This window comes from Bradyrhizobium sp. SZCCHNR1043 (genome assembly GCF_032489675.1).
In the GTDB taxonomy this organism is placed as follows: Bacteria; Pseudomonadota; Alphaproteobacteria; order Rhizobiales; family Xanthobacteraceae; genus Bradyrhizobium.
The window spans coordinates 175,125-191,514 of record NZ_JAUEYN010000009.1 but is presented as its reverse complement, the minus strand read 5'-3'; the positions used below and the strand labels follow the sequence as shown (position 1 = coordinate 191,514).

The 16,390-nt window shown below is 66.6% G+C and carries 15 protein-coding genes; 6 read left to right on the top strand and 9 right to left on the bottom strand.

The window, feature by feature from the left end:
- Positions 1 to 90: 90 nt before the first annotated feature.
- Entirely contained in the window at positions 91 to 1,641 is a 1,551-nt protein-coding gene (gene ffh / locus QX039_RS17400; protein ID WP_315740685.1) for a signal recognition particle protein, read from the bottom strand.
- A gap of 412 nt (positions 1,642 to 2,053) precedes the next feature.
- Between ffh and QX039_RS17395 the strand changes: the two genes are divergently transcribed.
- The gene (locus QX039_RS17395) at positions 2,054 to 3,046 is read left to right on the top strand and encodes an MBL fold metallo-hydrolase (RefSeq protein ID WP_315740686.1); all 993 of its coding nucleotides are present in this window, start codon (positions 2,054 to 2,056) and stop codon (positions 3,044 to 3,046) included.
- Between the two features lie 212 nt (positions 3,047 to 3,258).
- Here the strand turns inward: QX039_RS17395 and QX039_RS17390 are convergent, their stop codons facing one another.
- Positions 3,259 to 3,969 (bottom strand): SIMPL domain-containing protein, encoded by a 711-nt coding sequence (locus tag QX039_RS17390; protein ID WP_315740687.1) that lies wholly within the window; start codon positions 3,967 to 3,969, stop codon positions 3,259 to 3,261.
- A gap of 5 nt (positions 3,970 to 3,974) precedes the next feature.
- Positions 3,975 to 4,745, bottom strand: a complete 771-nt coding sequence (locus QX039_RS17385; protein ID WP_315740688.1) for a GyrI-like domain-containing protein — start codon at positions 4,743 to 4,745, stop codon at positions 3,975 to 3,977.
- Between the two features lie 170 nt (positions 4,746 to 4,915).
- Here QX039_RS17385 and dapF point away from each other — a divergent pair, with 170 nt between their 5' ends.
- Both dapF and mtaB read left to right on the top strand, forming a co-directional pair.
- Complete coding sequence (gene dapF, locus QX039_RS17380; protein WP_315740689.1) at positions 4,916 to 5,782, top strand: diaminopimelate epimerase; 867 nt, start codon at positions 4,916 to 4,918, stop codon at positions 5,780 to 5,782.
- Positions 5,779 to 7,071 carry a tRNA (N(6)-L-threonylcarbamoyladenosine(37)-C(2))-methylthiotransferase MtaB gene (mtaB, locus tag QX039_RS17375; RefSeq protein WP_315740690.1) on the top strand — a complete coding sequence of 431 codons (1,293 nt, stop codon included), beginning with the start codon at positions 5,779 to 5,781 and terminating at the stop codon, positions 7,069 to 7,071. The genes dapF and mtaB overlap by 4 nt, the downstream gene beginning before the upstream one ends.
- 64 nt (positions 7,072 to 7,135) lie before the next feature.
- Here the strand turns inward: mtaB and QX039_RS17370 are convergent, their stop codons facing one another.
- Positions 7,136 to 8,032, bottom strand: coding sequence for an RNA pseudouridine synthase (locus QX039_RS17370; RefSeq protein WP_315740691.1), 897 nt, complete (start codon positions 8,030 to 8,032; stop codon positions 7,136 to 7,138).
- Positions 8,033 to 8,091: 59 nt separating this feature from the next.
- Here QX039_RS17370 and ftsY point away from each other — a divergent pair, with 59 nt between their 5' ends.
- A complete protein-coding gene (gene ftsY, locus QX039_RS17365) occupies positions 8,092 to 9,039 on the top strand; it encodes a signal recognition particle-docking protein FtsY (protein WP_315740692.1) in 948 nt (315 codons plus the stop codon).
- Between the two features lie 119 nt (positions 9,040 to 9,158).
- A complete protein-coding gene (locus QX039_RS17360; RefSeq protein WP_315740693.1) occupies positions 9,159 to 9,761 on the top strand; it encodes a septation protein A in 603 nt (200 codons plus the stop codon).
- 312 nt (positions 9,762 to 10,073) lie between these two features.
- On the opposite strand, the gene QX039_RS17355 is transcribed toward QX039_RS17360, so the two are convergent.
- The 5 genes from QX039_RS17355 to ccmA form a co-directional block, all read right to left on the bottom strand.
- Positions 10,074 to 10,670, bottom strand: a complete 597-nt coding sequence (locus QX039_RS17355; protein ID WP_315740694.1) for a DsbE family thiol:disulfide interchange protein — start codon at positions 10,668 to 10,670, stop codon at positions 10,074 to 10,076.
- Entirely contained in the window at positions 10,667 to 10,846 is a 180-nt protein-coding gene (gene ccmD, locus QX039_RS17350) for a heme exporter protein CcmD (protein ID WP_315740695.1), read from the bottom strand. The genes QX039_RS17355 and ccmD overlap by 4 nt, the downstream gene beginning before the upstream one ends.
- Before the next feature lies 1 nt (position 10,847).
- The gene (locus QX039_RS17345; RefSeq protein WP_315740696.1) at positions 10,848 to 11,624 is read right to left on the bottom strand and encodes a heme ABC transporter permease; all 777 of its coding nucleotides are present in this window, start codon (positions 11,622 to 11,624) and stop codon (positions 10,848 to 10,850) included.
- Between the two features lie 93 nt (positions 11,625 to 11,717).
- Positions 11,718 to 12,386 (bottom strand): heme exporter protein CcmB, encoded by a 669-nt coding sequence (gene ccmB, locus QX039_RS17340; protein WP_315740697.1) that lies wholly within the window; start codon positions 12,384 to 12,386, stop codon positions 11,718 to 11,720.
- Positions 12,387 to 12,708: 322 nt separating this feature from the next.
- Complete coding sequence (ccmA, locus tag QX039_RS17335; protein WP_315740698.1) at positions 12,709 to 13,338, bottom strand: heme ABC exporter ATP-binding protein CcmA; 630 nt, start codon at positions 13,336 to 13,338, stop codon at positions 12,709 to 12,711.
- Between the two features lie 223 nt (positions 13,339 to 13,561).
- Between ccmA and acnA the strand changes: the two genes are divergently transcribed.
- A complete protein-coding gene (acnA, locus tag QX039_RS17330; RefSeq protein ID WP_315740699.1) occupies positions 13,562 to 16,279 on the top strand; it encodes an aconitate hydratase AcnA in 2,718 nt (905 codons plus the stop codon).
- The last annotated feature ends 111 nt before the right edge of the window (positions 16,280 to 16,390 follow it).

The window sequence follows — 16,390 nt, the reverse complement described above, 5'->3', positions numbered from 1 at the left end:
GTCATTGGGAGCGAAGCGAAGCAATCCAGAGCGGCGTGCGCGACTCTGGATTGCTTCGCCGTTTCGCGCCTCGCAATGACGGGAGTGAGATCATTTCTTCTTCCCCGGAGGGAGGCCAAGACCAGGAAGCGTCGGCTTGCTGCTGAGACCGGTGAGGCCGGGGAGATTCGGCAGTCCGCCGCGCAGGCCGGCGGGCAGATCCTTCGGCAGGTTCGGCAGCCCGCCGCCGGGCATGCCACCCGGCATCTTTTCCGCAAGCGCCTTGAGCTGATCCGGTGACGGCATGCCGCCACCGCCGCCAAAACCCATCGCCTGGGCGATGCCAGCCAGCGGGCCGCGCTTGCCGGAACCCATGGCCTTCATCACGTCGGCCATGTTCCGGTGCATCTTGAGCAGCTTGTTGACGTGCTCGACGCTCTGGCCGGAGCCGGCGGCGATGCGCTTCTTGCGGCTCGCCTTGAGCAGGTCGGGATGCTTGCGCTCCTCGCGCGTCATCGAATCGATGATCGCGACCTGGCGCTTGAGGATCTTGTCGTCGATGCCAGCGGCGGCGATCTGGTTCTTCATCTTCGAGATGCCGGGCATCATGCCCATCAGCCCGCCGATGCCGCCCATCTGCGCCATCTGCTGCAGCTGCTCGCGCATGTCGTTGAGGTCGAACTGGCCCTTGCGCATCCGCTCGGCGGCGCGCGCGGCCTTCTCGGCGTCGATGTTCGCCGCGGCCTTCTCGACCAGCGAGACGATGTCACCCATGCCGAGGATGCGGCCGGCGATGCGCGAGGGATAGAAATCCTCTAGCGCGTCGGTCTTTTCGCCGGTGCCAAGCAGCTTGATCGGCTTGCCGGTGACCGCGCGCATCGACAGTGCCGCGCCGCCGCGGCCGTCGCCATCGATGCGGGTTAGCGCGATGCCGGTGAGGCCGACGCGCTGGTCGAAGGCGCGGGCGAGATTGACGGCGTCCTGGCCGGTCAGCGAATCCGCGACCAGCAGCACCTCGTGCGGGTTGGCGACCGCCTTGATCTCGGCGGCCTCCTTCATCATGTCCTCGTCCAGCGTGGTGCGGCCGGCGGTGTCGAGCAGCACCACGTCGTAGCCGCCGAGCTTGGCGGCCTCGATGGCGCGGCGCGCGATCTGCGGCGGCATCTGGCCGGCGACGATCGGCAGCGTCGGGATGTCGAGGTCGCGGCCGAGCACCGCGAGCTGCTCCATCGCCGCCGGACGATAGACGTCGAGCGAGGCCATCAGCACCTTGCGCTTGTCGCGCTGGACCATGCGGCGCGCGAGCTTGGCGGTGGTGGTCGTCTTACCCGAGCCCTGCAGGCCGACCATCATGATCGGCACCGGCGGCACGGCGTTGAGGTCGATGGTCTGGCCGTCGTCGCCAAGCGTCTTGACCAGCTCGTCATGGACGATTTTGACGACCATCTGGCCGGGGGTGACCGACTTGACGACGGTGGCGCCGATCGCCTGCTCGCGCACGCGCTCGGTGAAGCTGCGGACAACTTCCAGCGCGACGTCGGCCTCGAGCAGCGCCCGGCGGACCTCGCGCATCGCGGCGTCGACATCGGCCTCCGACAGGGAACCACGCCCCGTCAGCCGATCGAGAATGCCGCCAAGCCTTTCCGACAGATTGTCGAACACTTGCTTCGTCCTTTGTCCTGCGCGATGCAGGCAGTTGAATGTCTCCGCCGTCATCACCCGCGAAGGCGGGTGATCCAGTGCTCCGAGGCAGCGCGGCTCGATTCGAGGCGCTGCGGCGTACTGGATGCCCCGCCTGCGCGGGGCATGACGATCATCTATGTTGCGGCAGTTCTGCCGAAACCCGATCGTCCAAACACGTTTACGCCCGAGGGCGCACAGCGCTGTCGGGCGTTGACCTCCGGCCTCGAGGACCGGGCGGTGGCTCGAAAAGTGATACTTTCCGAAATTCGGGCGGGTTAAACCCTCGCGGGCGGGAAAAGTCAAGGAAACTTGCTTCTCGCCGTCCCGTTGCCGGACCCTGTGGGGGCGCTTACCTCTTGCGCCAGTTCAGCTTTCCCTTGCGAGGACGACCTTGCTGCGCCGTTCCAGGACCTATTCCGGCCCCGTCACCGACCATTTCGACGGCAAGCGCTTCTACGATCCCGACGGCGTTCCGCCCAAATCCCTGTCCCAGGTGCTGCGCTGGCAGTTCGACCGCAACCGCAAGCGTTCCCGCTGGCCGTCCTGGGCGGCGAGCCCGCACGCCGACACGCCGCCGCACCGGATCGACGGCGAGACAGTGCGGCTGTCCTTCATCGGCCACGCCAGCTGGCTGGTCCAGACCGGCGGGCTCAACATCCTGATCGATCCTGTCTGGTCGGAGCGGGTGTCGCCATTCGCGTTCGCCGGTCCCCGGCGGCACAATGATCCCGGCATCGCCTTTGAGGGGCTGCCGCATATCGACGTCGTGCTGGTGTCGCATGGGCACTACGATCATCTCGACATCCGGACCTTGTCGAAGCTGACCGCGCGCTTTTCACCGCGCGTCGTCACGCCGCTCGGCAACGACCTGACGATGACACAGGCGGACTCCAAAATTCGCGCCGAGGCCTATGACTGGCACGATCGCGTGACCCTGAACAAAGAGGTCGCCGTGACCCTGGTGCCGACGCGGCACTGGACGGCGCGCGGGCTCTTCGACCGCAACAAGGCGTTATGGGCGAGCTTCGTGCTGGAGACGCCGCGCGGCAGGCTCTACATCGTCTGCGATTCCGGCTATGGCACCGGCGCGCATTTCCGCCGCGTGGCGGAGCAGCACGCGCCGATCAGGCTCGCCATCCTGCCGATCGGCGCCTACGAGCCGCGCTGGTTCATGCGCGACCAGCACATGAACCCAGAGGACGCCGTCCAGGCGCTGCAGGATTGCGGCGCGGAGGCCGCGCTGGCGCATCACCACGGCACGTTCCAGCTGACGGACGAGGCGATCGATGCGCCGGTCCACGCCTTGCACGCCGCGCTCGACCAGGCCGGCATCCCGCGCGAGCGGTTCGGCGTGCTGAAGCCGGGGCAGGTGGTGGAGATCTGACTCGCTGTCGCAACCACAAAAGGTGTCGTCCCGGCGAACGCCGGGACCTATCACCACCGGATCAAGTTTTGCGAAGATCAGCCGCTCCATCTCGCACGACAACATCCGCCGCGGATTATGGGTCCCGGCGTTGGCCGGGACGACACCGAGTTTGTCGTCGCGCTGTGGGTTCACGACCGCGCGTGAATGGGCCGCGCCGAAGGGAGTGCGCCTTACTGCCCCGGCTTGATCGCCCAGGTCACGTTAACCGTGATCGCCAGCGTCTCCTCGCCCTGTGCCACCGGCGTCGGCGTCGCGGCCATCGGTGCGGCGAAGGTCTTGGCACGGAACACCGGCGCCGGAGCGCCGTCCTCGGAGATGCTGAGCGGCTGGCCCAGCGTCACGCCGGCGGCCTTGGCGTAGATCTCGGCCTTGCGGCGCGCGTCTGCGACGGCCTTCTCGCGCGCCTGGTCGAGCAGCTTGGACGGCTCGGCGACGCTGAAATAGATGTTGCCGACATCGTTGGCGCCGGCGGCGACCAGCGTGTCGATCACGCTGGCGACCTTGGCGACGTCGCGCACCTTGATGGTGACGCGATTGCTGGCGCGATAGCCGGTCACGGCCGGCTGGGCCGGCCGGTTCTGCGCATATTGCGGCTGCAGCGACAGCCGCGAGGTCTGATAGTCCTTGTCGGCGATCCCCGCCTGCTTGAGCGCCTGCAGCACCTTGGCCATAGCGGCGTTATTGGCCTCGGCCGCCTCGCGCGCGGTCTTGGCGTCGGACGCCACGCCGGCGTCGATCTGCGCCAGATCCGGCGGCGCCGACACGCTGGCTTCGCCGCTGACGGTGATCGCCGGCGTGTCCTGCCGGGCGATGTCATCCGCGAGGGCGGGCATTGCGAAGCTGGTCGCGAGCGCGACCGCGAGGATGGGTCTGATGATCATGGTGCTCACTTCAGCGGCACGTAGACGTTGATGACGAGCTTGTCTTCGGCCGTCTTCAAGGGGTCGGTCAGGTACTCCTCGATGAAGGTGTCCTTGGCCTCCAGCCGGCGCTCGTCGAGGTGGTTGGTGATCGCCTCGTAGGTGTTGTCCATGTTGTCGTAGGAGCCGCGATGGACGAACTTCAGCGCCTTGCCCTCGGGCGACTGGCCGATGCTCATGCCCTTGCCGAGCGTCTTCGGCTCCTGCTCGATCGGCATCTCGGCCAGGAAGGTGAAGCCGGTGTCGTCGGTCGAGGTGTAGACGATCATGCCGTTGCCGGCGGGCTTGATGCCCTGCTTGTCCAGAGTGGCCGACAGCGTTTTGAAGGAGTCGATCAGCGTTTCGAACGCATTGTCCCAATTGGCGGTGCCCTTGACGAGGACAACCTTCTTCGCCTCGAGCTTGATCTCGTCGCCGAAGGCGTCGGCCGCCTGGGCTGGCGCCGCGGCCGGCGGCGACGTGGCCGGGGACTGGGCTGCGGTCGGAGATGACGACGGCGAGGGGCTTGCGCTGGCGGCCGGCATCGGGCTGGTCGCGGGCGCCGGACTGGCCGACGCGGCGGGCGCAGGAGAGGCCGGCACCGCCGGGGCCGGTAGCGCGCTCGGGGCCGGTGCGGGCGTGGCTGAGGCCGCCGGAGCCGGCGAGGCCGACGGCGCCTGGGCCCGGGCGAACGTGCCGCCGAGCAGAAGCGCGACCGAGCTCACGGCCAGAACGAGGCGGAAAGTGCTGAGATTCATTCGACTATTCTCCAGTGGCCGTGCTGCTTTGCCCGGTTCGTGCCGGCGAATGAACCGGTCCTAACATGCTCGGCGGCGCGGCGTCCCATGACAGATGCGTCATGTCGCTCTGCAGGCTGGTCAATGCCGCGCCATTCGCCATATAAGGCGGACACAATTTGGATATTTTCATGAGCGCGCTGGCCAACCACAGCTTCGTCAAGATGAACGGGATCGGCAACGAGATCGTCGTGGTCGATCTGCGCGACGTGAAGCATGTCGTCACGCCGGACGAGGCGCGCGCGGTGGCGGCCCGCGTCCCCTACGACCAGCTGATGGTGCTGCAGCCGCCGCGGCTCGACGGCACCGAGGCCTTCATCCGCATCTACAACAATGATGGGTCGGAGTCCGGCGCCTGCGGCAACGGCATGCGCTGCGTGGTACGGCAGGTGTTCGGCAAGACCGGCCAGACCAGCGCGACGTTCGAGACCCGCGCCGGATTGTTGAACTGCTGGCAGGGGCCGGCGCCCGACCTCTACACCGTCGACATGGGCGTGCCGAAGTTCGGCTGGCAGGAGATTCCACTCGCCGAGGAGTTCCGCGACACCCGCTACATCGAGCTGCAGATCGGGCCGATCAATGCCCCGATCCTGCATTCGCCCTCGGTCGTCAACATGGGCAACCCGCACGCGGTGTTCTGGGTCGACGACGTCAATGCCTATGATCTGGAGCGCTTCGGGCCGCTGCTGGAGAACCATCCGATTTTCCCGGAGCGTGCGAACATCACGCTCGCCCACATCGTCGATCGCGACCACATCACGATGCGCACCTGGGAGCGCGGCGCGGGGCTGACCAAGGCCTGCGGCTCGGCGGCCTGCGCGACCGCGGTCGCGGCTGCCAGGCTGAAGCGCGCCAACCGGATCGTGCAGATGACGCTGCCCGGCGGCGAGCTCACGATCGAGTGGCGCGAGCGCGATGATCACGTGCTGATGACGGGCACCGCCGCATTCGAGTTCGAGGGGCGGTTCGAGCCGTCGATGTTCGCCAGCGTCGCATGAGCGTCGACGTCGTCACCTTCGGCTGCCGCCTGAACGCGTTCGAATCCGAGCTGATCGCGAAACATGCCGAGGCGGCCGGCGCCGATGACACCATCGTCATCAATAGCTGCGCCGTCACCAACGAGGCCGTGGCGCAGGCGCGGCAATCCATCCGCAAGCTGAAGCGCGAGCGCCCGGCGGCGCGCATCGTCGTGACCGGCTGCGCCGCGCAGACGCAGGCCACCATGTTCTCTTCCATGCCCGAGGTCGACCGCGTCATCGGGAATGACGACAAGCTGCAGCCCGACGCGTGGCGTGCGACGACACAGGCGCTGGCCGTGCCACGCTTCGGCATCGATGCATCCGAGAAGGTCGCCGTCTCCGACATCATGGCGGTGACGGAGATGGCGCCGCATCTGGTCGATGGCTTCCAGCGGGGCCTGCCGCGTGTCTTCGTCCAGGTGCAGAACGGCTGCGACCATCGCTGCACGTTCTGCATCATCCCGTTCGGCCGCGGCAATTCGCGTTCGGTGCCGATGGGCGCCGTGGTCGATCAGGTGCGTGCGCTGAGCGAGGGCGGCCATGCCGAGATCGTGCTGACCGGAATCGACCTCACGAGCTATGGCGCGGATCTGCCGGGCGCACCCAAGCTCGGCCGGCTGGTGAAGCAGATCCTGCGCCACGTGCCCGAGCTGAAGCGCCTGCGCATCTCCTCGATCGATTCGATCGAGGCGGATGCCGACCTGCTCGATGCCCTCGCTGATGATGCGAGGCTGATGCCGCATCTGCATCTGTCGCTGCAGGCGGGTGACGATCTGATCCTGAAGCGCATGAAGCGGCGGCATGCGCGCGCCGATGCCATCGCATTCTGTGCTCAGGTGCGCCGGCTGCGGCCGGACATCGCGCTTGGCGCCGATCTGATCGCGGGCTTCCCGACCGAGACCGAGGAGATGTTTACGCGCTCGCTCGATCTCGTCGAGGAATGCGGGCTGACCTTCCTGCACGTCTTTCCCTATTCGCCGCGGCCGGGCACGCCGGCCGCGCGCATGCCGCAGGTGGACGGCACCGTCATCCGCGAGCGGGCGCGGCGGCTGCGGACTGCGGGAGAAGCGGCGCTGCGGCGGCGGTTGGAGCAGGAGATCGGCTGCCTGCGCGAGGTGCTGATCGAGAGCGAGACGCAGGGCCGGACGGAGCATTATCTGCCGGTGGCCGTAGCGGGTCACACGATGGGCACCGTGCAGCGCCTCACGATGTCAGGTCATGATGGGGGCAGGCTGTTAGTCCCGCCCCCGCCGTCATCGCCCGGTTGAACCGGGCGATGACGGCGGTAGGTGTGGTGCGAGCCCAGGTCTCGCTTGCGCCTGATGCGGCGGCTCACTCCCCGTTCCACCCGCACATCCTGAGTCGCTCATGCATGTGCACCGGCGCCGGCGCCACCACGTGTACCGGCGGCTTGTTTTTCGACAGCGGGATCGAAATCTCGCGCGCGTGCAGATGCAGCCGCGGCTCGCCGAAGCGCGGGCCATTGCCGTAGATGTTGTCGCCGACGATCGGCCAGCCCGACGCAGCCGAATGCACGCGCAATTGATGGGTGCGGCCGGTCACTGGTTCCATGGCGAGCCAGGTGAGCCGCGGACCGCGAGTGGAGTGCACTGACTCTACACCTGGCAGCTGCGCTCCCTCCCCCCTTGTGGGGGAGGGCTGGGGAGGGGGGTGGCTCCAAGCGACACTGCCCGTGGGGACCCCCACCCCCGACCCCTCCCCGCCGGCAGGCGGAGGCGGGTCGTTGCCACGAGTGGGAGGGGAGTTCAGGGATTGCCTGGCAGGCGAATACGACCGCCCCAGCACCCGCCATTTCGTCACCGCCGGCTGCCCTTGCGGATCCGGCTTCTGCCACCAGCCGCGCTCGGCGTTGAGCTTGCCGAGCGGCAGATCGATCACGCCCTCGTCAGCGTCAGGCCCGCCCTCGACCACCGCCCAATAGGTCTTCGAAATCTTGCCGTGCTTGAACAAAAGCCCGAGCGAGGCCGTTGCCTTGCGATGACGGCCGAGCACCAGACAGCCCGAGGTTTCCTTGTCGAGCCGATGCGCCAGCACCGGCGGGCGCGGCAGGCCGAAGCGCAGTGCGTCGAACGAGGCTTCGAGATTCGGTCCGCCCTTTGGTCCCTTGTGCACGGGAATGCCGGCCGGCTTGTCGATCACCAGCATCAGCCCGTCGCGATGAAGCACGCGGGCGAGCATCTCCTCGTCGCTGGGTTGGTTAATGTCCATGGAAACCGTAACGCGGGTGTGAGCTTTCGTTTGCGAATGGAAAGGGCTAACACCACGCCATGAACGATACCACCTCCGAAACACCCAAGCTGTCGTGGTGGCGGCGGCTGTCCGCGGGCCTGAAGCGCACCTCCGGCGCGCTCGGCACGGCCGTGGCCGATCTCGTCACCAAGCGCAAGCTCGACCGCGCGATGCTGGACGACATCGAGGACGTGCTGCTGCGCGCCGATCTCGGTACCCAGGTCGCTGCGCGGATTGCGGAGGCCGTCGGGACCGGCCGCTACGACAAGGCGATCAGCGCCGACGAGGTGAAGGCGGTGGTCGCGACCGAGGTCGAGAAGGTGCTGTCGCCGGTGGCGAAGCCGCTCGAGATCGCGCCGGGCCACAAGCCGTTCGTCATTCTCGTCGTCGGCGTCAACGGCTCCGGCAAGACGACCACCATCGGCAAGCTGGCCGCGAAATTTGCGTCCGAGGGCAGGCAGGTGATGCTGGCGGCGGGCGACACGTTCCGCGCCGCCGCCATCGAGCAGCTCAAGGTCTGGGGCGAGCGCACCAAGGCGCCGGTCATCGCCGGCGCGCAGGGCTCGGACTCGGCCAGCCTTGCGTTCACCGCCATCACCGCGGCCAAGGAGCAGGGCCGCGACATTCTGTTGATCGACACCGCCGGTCGTTTGCAGAACAAGGCCGAGCTGATGAACGAGCTCGAAAAGGTGGTGCGTGTCATTCGCAAGGTCGACGCGTCGGCGCCGCATGCGGTGCTGCTCGTGCTCGACGCGACGGTGGGACAAAATGCGCTGTCGCAGGTCGAGGCGTTTCATCGTACGGCAGGCGTCACCGGTCTCGTGATGACCAAGCTGGATGGCACGGCGCGTGGCGGCATCCTGGTGGCGCTGTCGGAGAAGTTCAAGCTGCCGGTGCACTTCATCGGCGTCGGCGAGGGGGTCGACGATCTCTCCCCGTTCGCCGCCAAGGATTTCGCGCTGGCGATTGCGGGAATCGAGGATTGACGTCACGGTGCGGCGCGCCTGCGAGCCCTTCCGCCCGTTGCGCGCCTCCTCCGCCACGAGACATCAGAGGCTACTGGATCGTCCGCGGCCGCGGATGATGACAGCCAACGGGACATGGAATGGACAAGACCCAGCCGCATCCGCTGTTCAAGCTCGCGACCGAACTCGGTCCGCTGATCGTGTTCTTCGTGGTCAACGCCAAGTTCAATCTGTTCGCTGCGACCGGCGCGTTCATGGTGGCGATCATCGCGGCGCTGATCGCGTCCTATGTGGTGACGCGGCACGTGCCGCTGATGGCGCTGGTGACCGCCGTCGTCGTCATCGTGTTCGGCACGCTGACCCTGGTGCTGCACGACGAGACCTTCATCAAGGTCAAGCCGACCATCATCTACTGCCTGTTCGCGGCCGTGCTCGGCGGCGGTCTGCTGTTCAACCGCTCCTTCATCGCGATCATGTTCGATCAGATGTTCAACCTGACGGCCGTGGGCTGGCGCATCCTCACCTTCCGCTGGGCGCTGTTCTTCGCGGCGATGGCGGTGCTGAACGAGATCATCTGGCGCACGCAGAGCACCGATTTCTGGGTCGGCTTCAAGGCTTTCGGGGTCGTGCCGCTGACCATGATCTTCGCCATCGCCCAGATGCCGCTGATCAAGCGCTATCATCAGGACCCCGCGTCGCTCGAAGCCAGCGATGCGGCCGAGGGGGATGTGAGCAAGGGGTAGTACGCGGTGCTGTCATTCCGGGACGCTCGCGTCGGCGAGCGGACCCGGAATCTCGAAGTTCCGGGTCCGATGCTCCGCATCGCCCCGGAACGACAAGCGCGAACTGATCTCGCAAGACGCCGCGCGCCTCAGCGCCTCACTCTCAGTGTCATCATCCGCGAAAGCGGATGATCCAGTACGCCGCGGCAGTCGTGAGTCACCGCGCAGTCACGTCGTACTGGATCGCCCGGTCAAGCCGGACGATGACAGCGAGGATTCGACCAACAGCTTCGCTCGCGATCACGAGAAAATAACTGCTGGTCTTTCAGCAAACTACCCGCCCGCCTTGAGCGCCTTCTCGATCTCCGGCTTCAACACCGCATCGATGTTCTGCGCCGTGATCGGGCCGACCAGCTTGTAGACGATGGTGCCCTCGCTTCCGACCACGAAGGTCTCGGGCACGCCGTAGACGCCCCATTCGATGCCGGCGCGGCCATTGCCGTCGACGCCGACGACGTCATAGGGATTGCCGTAGCGGCCGAGGAAGCGGCGGGCGTTGTCGGCGCCATCCTTGTAGTTGATGCCGATGATCTGAAAGCGCTTGTCGCGGCCGAGCTCGACCAGCAGTGGCGCCTCGTCGTGACATGGCACGCACCACGACGCCCAGACATTGACGATGCTGACCTTGCCCTTGAGCGCGGCCGGATCGAGTCCGGGCACCGGTGTGCCGTCTCTGGCCAGCTCCGGCAGCGGCGGCAGCGGTGTGGCCGGCGCCGGACGGCCGATCAGCGCCGACGGAATGCGCGACGGATCGCCGTTGCCGAGGCGCGACCAGAACAGCGCCGCCAGCCCGAGGAACACCACGAGCGGCAGCAGCATGAGGAATGAGCGGCGGCGCGGCGCCGGCTCTGTCGCGGCCTGTTCAGTCATTGGATGTCCGTTGCCGCGCGGCCGGAACGGCGGCTGATGCCGCTGTCCTCGAGCGCGCGCAAGCGCGCCTTCTGGGTGCGGTAGTCGATGGCGATCCAGCCGATCAGCACCACCACGACCAGCGCCGCCGCAAGATAGGAGGTGGCGATGAAGGAGGTATAGGGGCCGAGGTCCATATCAAGCCGCTCCCGCGATCTGGCCTGCCGGATCGTCGGCTGGTGCGGTCGTTGTGTAGGCGCGCGCCTGCATCATCTGCAGGCTGCGCACACGACGACGCAGGATCTCGTTGCGCATCGCCGCGACATGCAGCGTCACGAACAGGAACGTGAACCCGATTGCCATCACCAGCAGCGGGATCAGGAATGATTTGTCGAGCGCCGGACCGCCCATCCGCATCACCGACGCGGGTTGATGCAGCGTGTTCCACCAGTCGACTGAGAACTTGATGATCGGCAGGTTGATGGCGCCAACCAGCGTCAGCACGGCGGCAGCACGGGCGGCGCGGGTGGGATCCTCGACCGCGCGCCACAGCGCCATCAGGCCGAGATACATCAGGAACAGGATCAGCACCGAGGTCAGCCGGGCATCCCACTCCCAATAGGTGCCCCACATCGGCCGGCCCCACAGCGAGCCGGTGAGCAGCGCGAGGAACGTGAAGCTGGCGCCGATCGGGGCGGCGGCCTTGGCGGCGACGTCGGCGAGCGGATGCCGCCATACCAGGGTGCCGAGCGAGGCGATGCTCATGACGCCCCAGACGAACATCGACAGCCACGCATTGGGCACGTGGATGAACATGATCTTGACGGTCGCGCCCTGCTGATAGTCGTCGGGCGCCAGCGCCGAGAGGTACAGGCCGGCAGCCAGCAGCGCGGTCGTGACCAGCGCCAGCCACGGCAGCAACCGTGCGGCGAGGCCGAGGAACCGGGTGGGATTGGCAAGGTCGATCAGCGACATGAGACCCTTGTTAAAGGCGGAAGCGGTTGCAGGCAATCAGCACGGCGCCACCAGGTAAGAGTTGATCATGGTCAAACCTCGGCGGGCGGTGGGTCAATCCAGCCCGTTCCGCAAGCTTGTCGCAGCGGCGAACGGGCCGATCACGAAACTCACCAGCGACAATGCGCACAGGATCGAGAATGGCGCCCCGAACGGCAGCGGACCGACGATGGCCGCCTGCGACGCCGCGACGCCGAAGATCAGCACCGGGATCGATAGTGGCAGCACCAAGACCGCCAGCAGCAGCCCGCCGCGGTGCATGGTCACCGCCAGCGCCGCACCGATCATGCCGATGAAGGTCAGGGCAGGCGTGCCCGCCAATAGCGTCAGCGCGACGGCGCCGGTGGCGGTGGCGTCGAGATTGAGAAGCAGTCCGAGCACGGGCGTCGCGATCACCAGCGGCAGGCCGGCGGCGAGCCAGTGCGCCAGCGCCTTGGCGGCGCAGGCCAGCTCCAGCGGTGTCCGGCTCATCACGACCAGGTCGAGCGAGCCGTCCTCGTGGTCGGCGGTGAACAGCCGGTCCAGGGTGAGCAGGCTGGAGAGCAGGGCACCGAGCCAGAGGATGGCGGGGCCGAGCCGGGTCAGGAGCGCCAGATCCGGCCCGACCGCGAATGGCATCAGCACCACGACGGTGAGGAAGAACAGCACGCCGATCAGCGCGCCGCCGCCGATGCGCAGCGCGATCCGGATGTCGCGGCGGATGAGGGCACCGAGCGCGGTCATGCGGGGAGGGCCTTGGCTGATTGCTTGATGGCAGATGGTGAGCCACGCTCCCTCCACCCGCAAACTGCGCTCCCTCCCCTCTTGTGGGGGAGGGCTGGGGAGGGGGGTGGCTCCGGGTGACGCTGCCGTTGTGGACGCCCACCCCCGACCCCTCCCCGCAAGGGGGAGGGGTCGGCGTGCCGATGGGACGTTGGTTGGTGCGACCGAATCTCGTCAAACAAGTTAGAGCGCGTCGTGGGGCACCCCCCTCCCTGATCCTCCCCGACAAGGGGGGAGGGAACGGAGAGAGCGGTGGGTGGGACTGCGAAGAGGCGAGAGGGAATCATCGAGCCTCCCCGATCCGCAGCTCGCGCGTGGCGATGCCGAGCGGTCCATGTGTCGCGGCCACGATCAGCCCGCCGCCAGCGAGATGCTCGCGCATCAGGCCGGCGAACATCGCCTGTCCGGCGATGTCGAGCGCGGCGGTCGGCTCGTCCAGCAGCCACAGCAGGCGCGGCACCGCCAGCAGGCGCGCCAGCGACAGGCGGCGGCGCTGGCCGGCGGAGAGATAGGCGGCGGGCAGGTCGATGGCGTGCGCGATGCCCACCGCCGCCAAACAGTCGGGGATCGGTCGCGTGACGCCGCCGCCGAGGAATTCGGCCCAGAAGGTCAGGTTTTCGCGGACGCTGAGCGCCGGCTTCAGCGCGTCGCGGTGGCCGAGATAGTGCGCCTGCTCGGGCACCGTCAACTCGCCTTCGCCGCCCTCGATGGCGATGGAGCCGCCCGCCGGCAGCAGTAGGCCGGCAATCAGCCGCAGCAGTGATGTCTTGCCCGCACCATTGTGTCCGGTCACCGCGAGCGCCTCGCCCGCGACCGTTTCGAACGCAAGGCCTGCGAACACCTCGCGACCGCCGCGCACGCATCTGACGTCGCGGCCGAACAGTTTCGGAGACAATGTTGGAGAAAGCTGCATGGCCCGTCGTGACAGCCCTTACGAAATTGATGGCTAGCGCGTGAGAATTTGTGGGTGATGCCACGTCGCGGCTTGCTTGTGGCTGTGGCGGCGCAGTTAGAAAGCTTCTATAAGCCCGACCTTGATGCAGCACACAATCGCCCGCTGCAAGCCATCCGGCGCCTCGCGCTGACGGTTCTTAAATACCCCCTCCGGGTATACAGATCAATTGGGATTTCCACGCATGACCTCGCTCGACAGCTTCAAGTGTCGCAAGACCCTCAAGGTCGGAACGAAGAGCTACATTTACTACAGCTTGCCCACAGCCGAGAAGAACGGTCTCAAGGACATCTCCAAGCTGCCCTATTCGATGAAGGTGCTGCTCGAGAATCTGCTGCGCAACGAGGACGGCCGCACCGTCACCAAGGACGACATTGTCGCGGTGTCGAAATGGCTGCGCAAGAAGTCGCTGGAGCACGAGATCGCCTTCCGTCCGGCGCGCGTGCTGATGCAGGATTTCACCGGCGTGCCTGCGGTGGTCGATCTCGCAGCGATGCGCAACGCGATGCAGAAGCTCGGCGGCGACGCGGAGAAGATCAACCCGCTGGTGCCGGTCGATCTCGTCATCGACCACTCGGTGATCGTGAACTACTTCGGTGACAACAAGGCGTTCGGCAAGAACGTCGCCGAGGAGTACAAGCAGAACCAGGAGCGTTACGAATTCCTGAAGTGGGGCCAGAAGGCGTTCTCGAACTTCTCCGTCGTGCCACCCGGCACCGGCATCTGCCACCAGGTCAACCTCGAATACCTTGCGCAGACCGTCTGGACCAAGAAGGAGAAGATGACCGTCGGCCGCACCAAGGGCACCTTCGAGGTCGCCTATCCGGATTCGCTGGTCGGCACCGATTCGCACACCACGATGGTCAATGGTCTGGCCGTGCTCGGCTGGGGCGTCGGCGGCATCGAGGCTGAGGCCTGCATGCTCGGCCAGCCGCTGTCGATGCTGCTGCCCGACGTCGTCGGCTTCAAGCTGACCGGCGCGTTGAAGGAAGGCGTGACCGCGACCGACCTGGTGCTGACCGTCACCCAGATGCTGCGCAAGCTCGGTGTGGTCGGCAAGTTCGTCGAGTTCTTCGGCCCCGGCCTCGACCATCTCTCGGTCGCCGACAAGTCGACCATCGCCAACATGGCCCCCGAATATGGCGCGACCTGCGGCTTCTTCCCGGTCGACGCCGCCACCATCGACTATCTCAAGACCTCGGGCCGCAAGGGCCCGCGCGTCGCGCTGGTCGAGGCCTATGCCAAGGCGCAGGGCCTGTTCCGCACCGCCAAGTCGGCGGACCCGGTGTTCACGCAGACACTGACCCTCGATCTCGCCGACGTCGTGCCGTCGATGGCTGGTCCGAAGCGTCCCGAGGGCCGCATCGCCCTGCCGGCGGTGGCCGAGGGCTTCGCCACCGCGCTGGCCGGCGAGTACAAGAAGAGCGATGCCGCGCAGCGCTTCCCCGTTGAGGGCAAGGACTTCGACATCGGCCATGGCGATGTCGTCATCGCCGCCATCACCTCCTGCACCAACACCTCGAACCCGAGCGTGCTGATCGGCGCCGGCCTCTTGGCCCGCAACGCCGCCGCCAAGGGCCTCAAGGCCAAGCCGTGGGTGAAGACCTCGCTCGCCCCGGGCAGCCAGGTGGTCGCCGAGTATCTGGCTAACTCCGGCCTGCAGAAGGACCTCGACAAGGTCGGCTTCAACCTGGTCGGTTTCGGCTGCACCACCTGCATCGGCAATTCAGGTCCGCTGCCGGAGGAGATCTCGAAGTCGATCAACGACAACGGCGTCGTCGCGGCGGCCGTGCTGTCCGGCAACCGCAACTTCGAAGGCCGCGTCTCGCCGGACGTGCAGGCCAACTACCTGGCCTCGCCGCCGCTGGTCGTCGCCTACGCGCTCGCCGGCACCGTGACCAAGGATCTTTCGGTCGAGCCGATCGGCATCGGCAAGGACAAGAAGCCAGTCTACCTGAAAGACATCTGGCCGACGACCAAGGAGGTCAACGACTTCGTCAAGAAATTCGTCAAGGCGTCGATCTTCAAGAAGCGCTACGCCGACGTGTTCAAGGGCGACACCAACTGGCGCAAGATCAAGACGGTCGAGAGCGAGACCTATCGCTGGAACATGTCGTCGACCTACGTGCAGAACCCGCCGTATTTCGACGGCATGAAGAAGGAGCCCGAGCCGATCAAGGACATCGTCGAGGCCCGCGTGCTGGCGCTGTTCGGCGACAAGATCACGACCGACCACATCTCGCCGGCCGGTTCGATCAAGCTGACCTCGCCCGCCGGTAAATTCCTCAGCGAGCACCAGGTCCGCCCGGCCGACTTCAACCAGTACGGCACGCGCCGCGGCAATCACGAGATCATGATGCGCGGCACCTTCGCCAACATCCGCATCAAGAACTTCATGCTCAAAGGTGCCGACGGCAACATTCCGGAAGGCGGCCTGACCAAGCACTGGCCCGACGGCGAGCAGATGTCGATCTACGACGCCGCGATGAAGTACCAGGAAGAGGGCGTGCCGCTGGTGGTGTTCGCCGGCGCCGAATACGGCAACGGCTCGTCGCGCGACTGGGCTGCGAAAGGTACCCGGCTGCTCGGCGTCCGCGCCGTGATCTGCCAGAGCTTCGAGCGCATCCATCGTTCGAACCTGGTCGGCATGGGTGTGCTCCCGCTCACCTTCCAGGAAGGCACGTCCTGGTCCTCGCTCGGCCTGAAGGGCGACGAGAAGGTCACCATCAAGGGCCTGCAGGGCGACCTGAAGCCGCGTCAAACCCTGACCGCCGAGATCGTGTCGGCCGACGGGGCGGCGCAGCAGGTGCCGCTGCTCTGCCGGATCGATACGCTGGACGAGCTGGACTACTATCGCAACGGCGGCATCCTGCACTACGTGCTGCGCAAGCTTGCTGCTTAACCAAAGCGCGACGCGACAGTTTGGCTCACTCTGAAGTGAGTAGCGGGTGATGAAGGAGGCGGCCTATGACAAAGGCCGCCTCCTTTTCGTTTGCAATCTATTAACTACGAG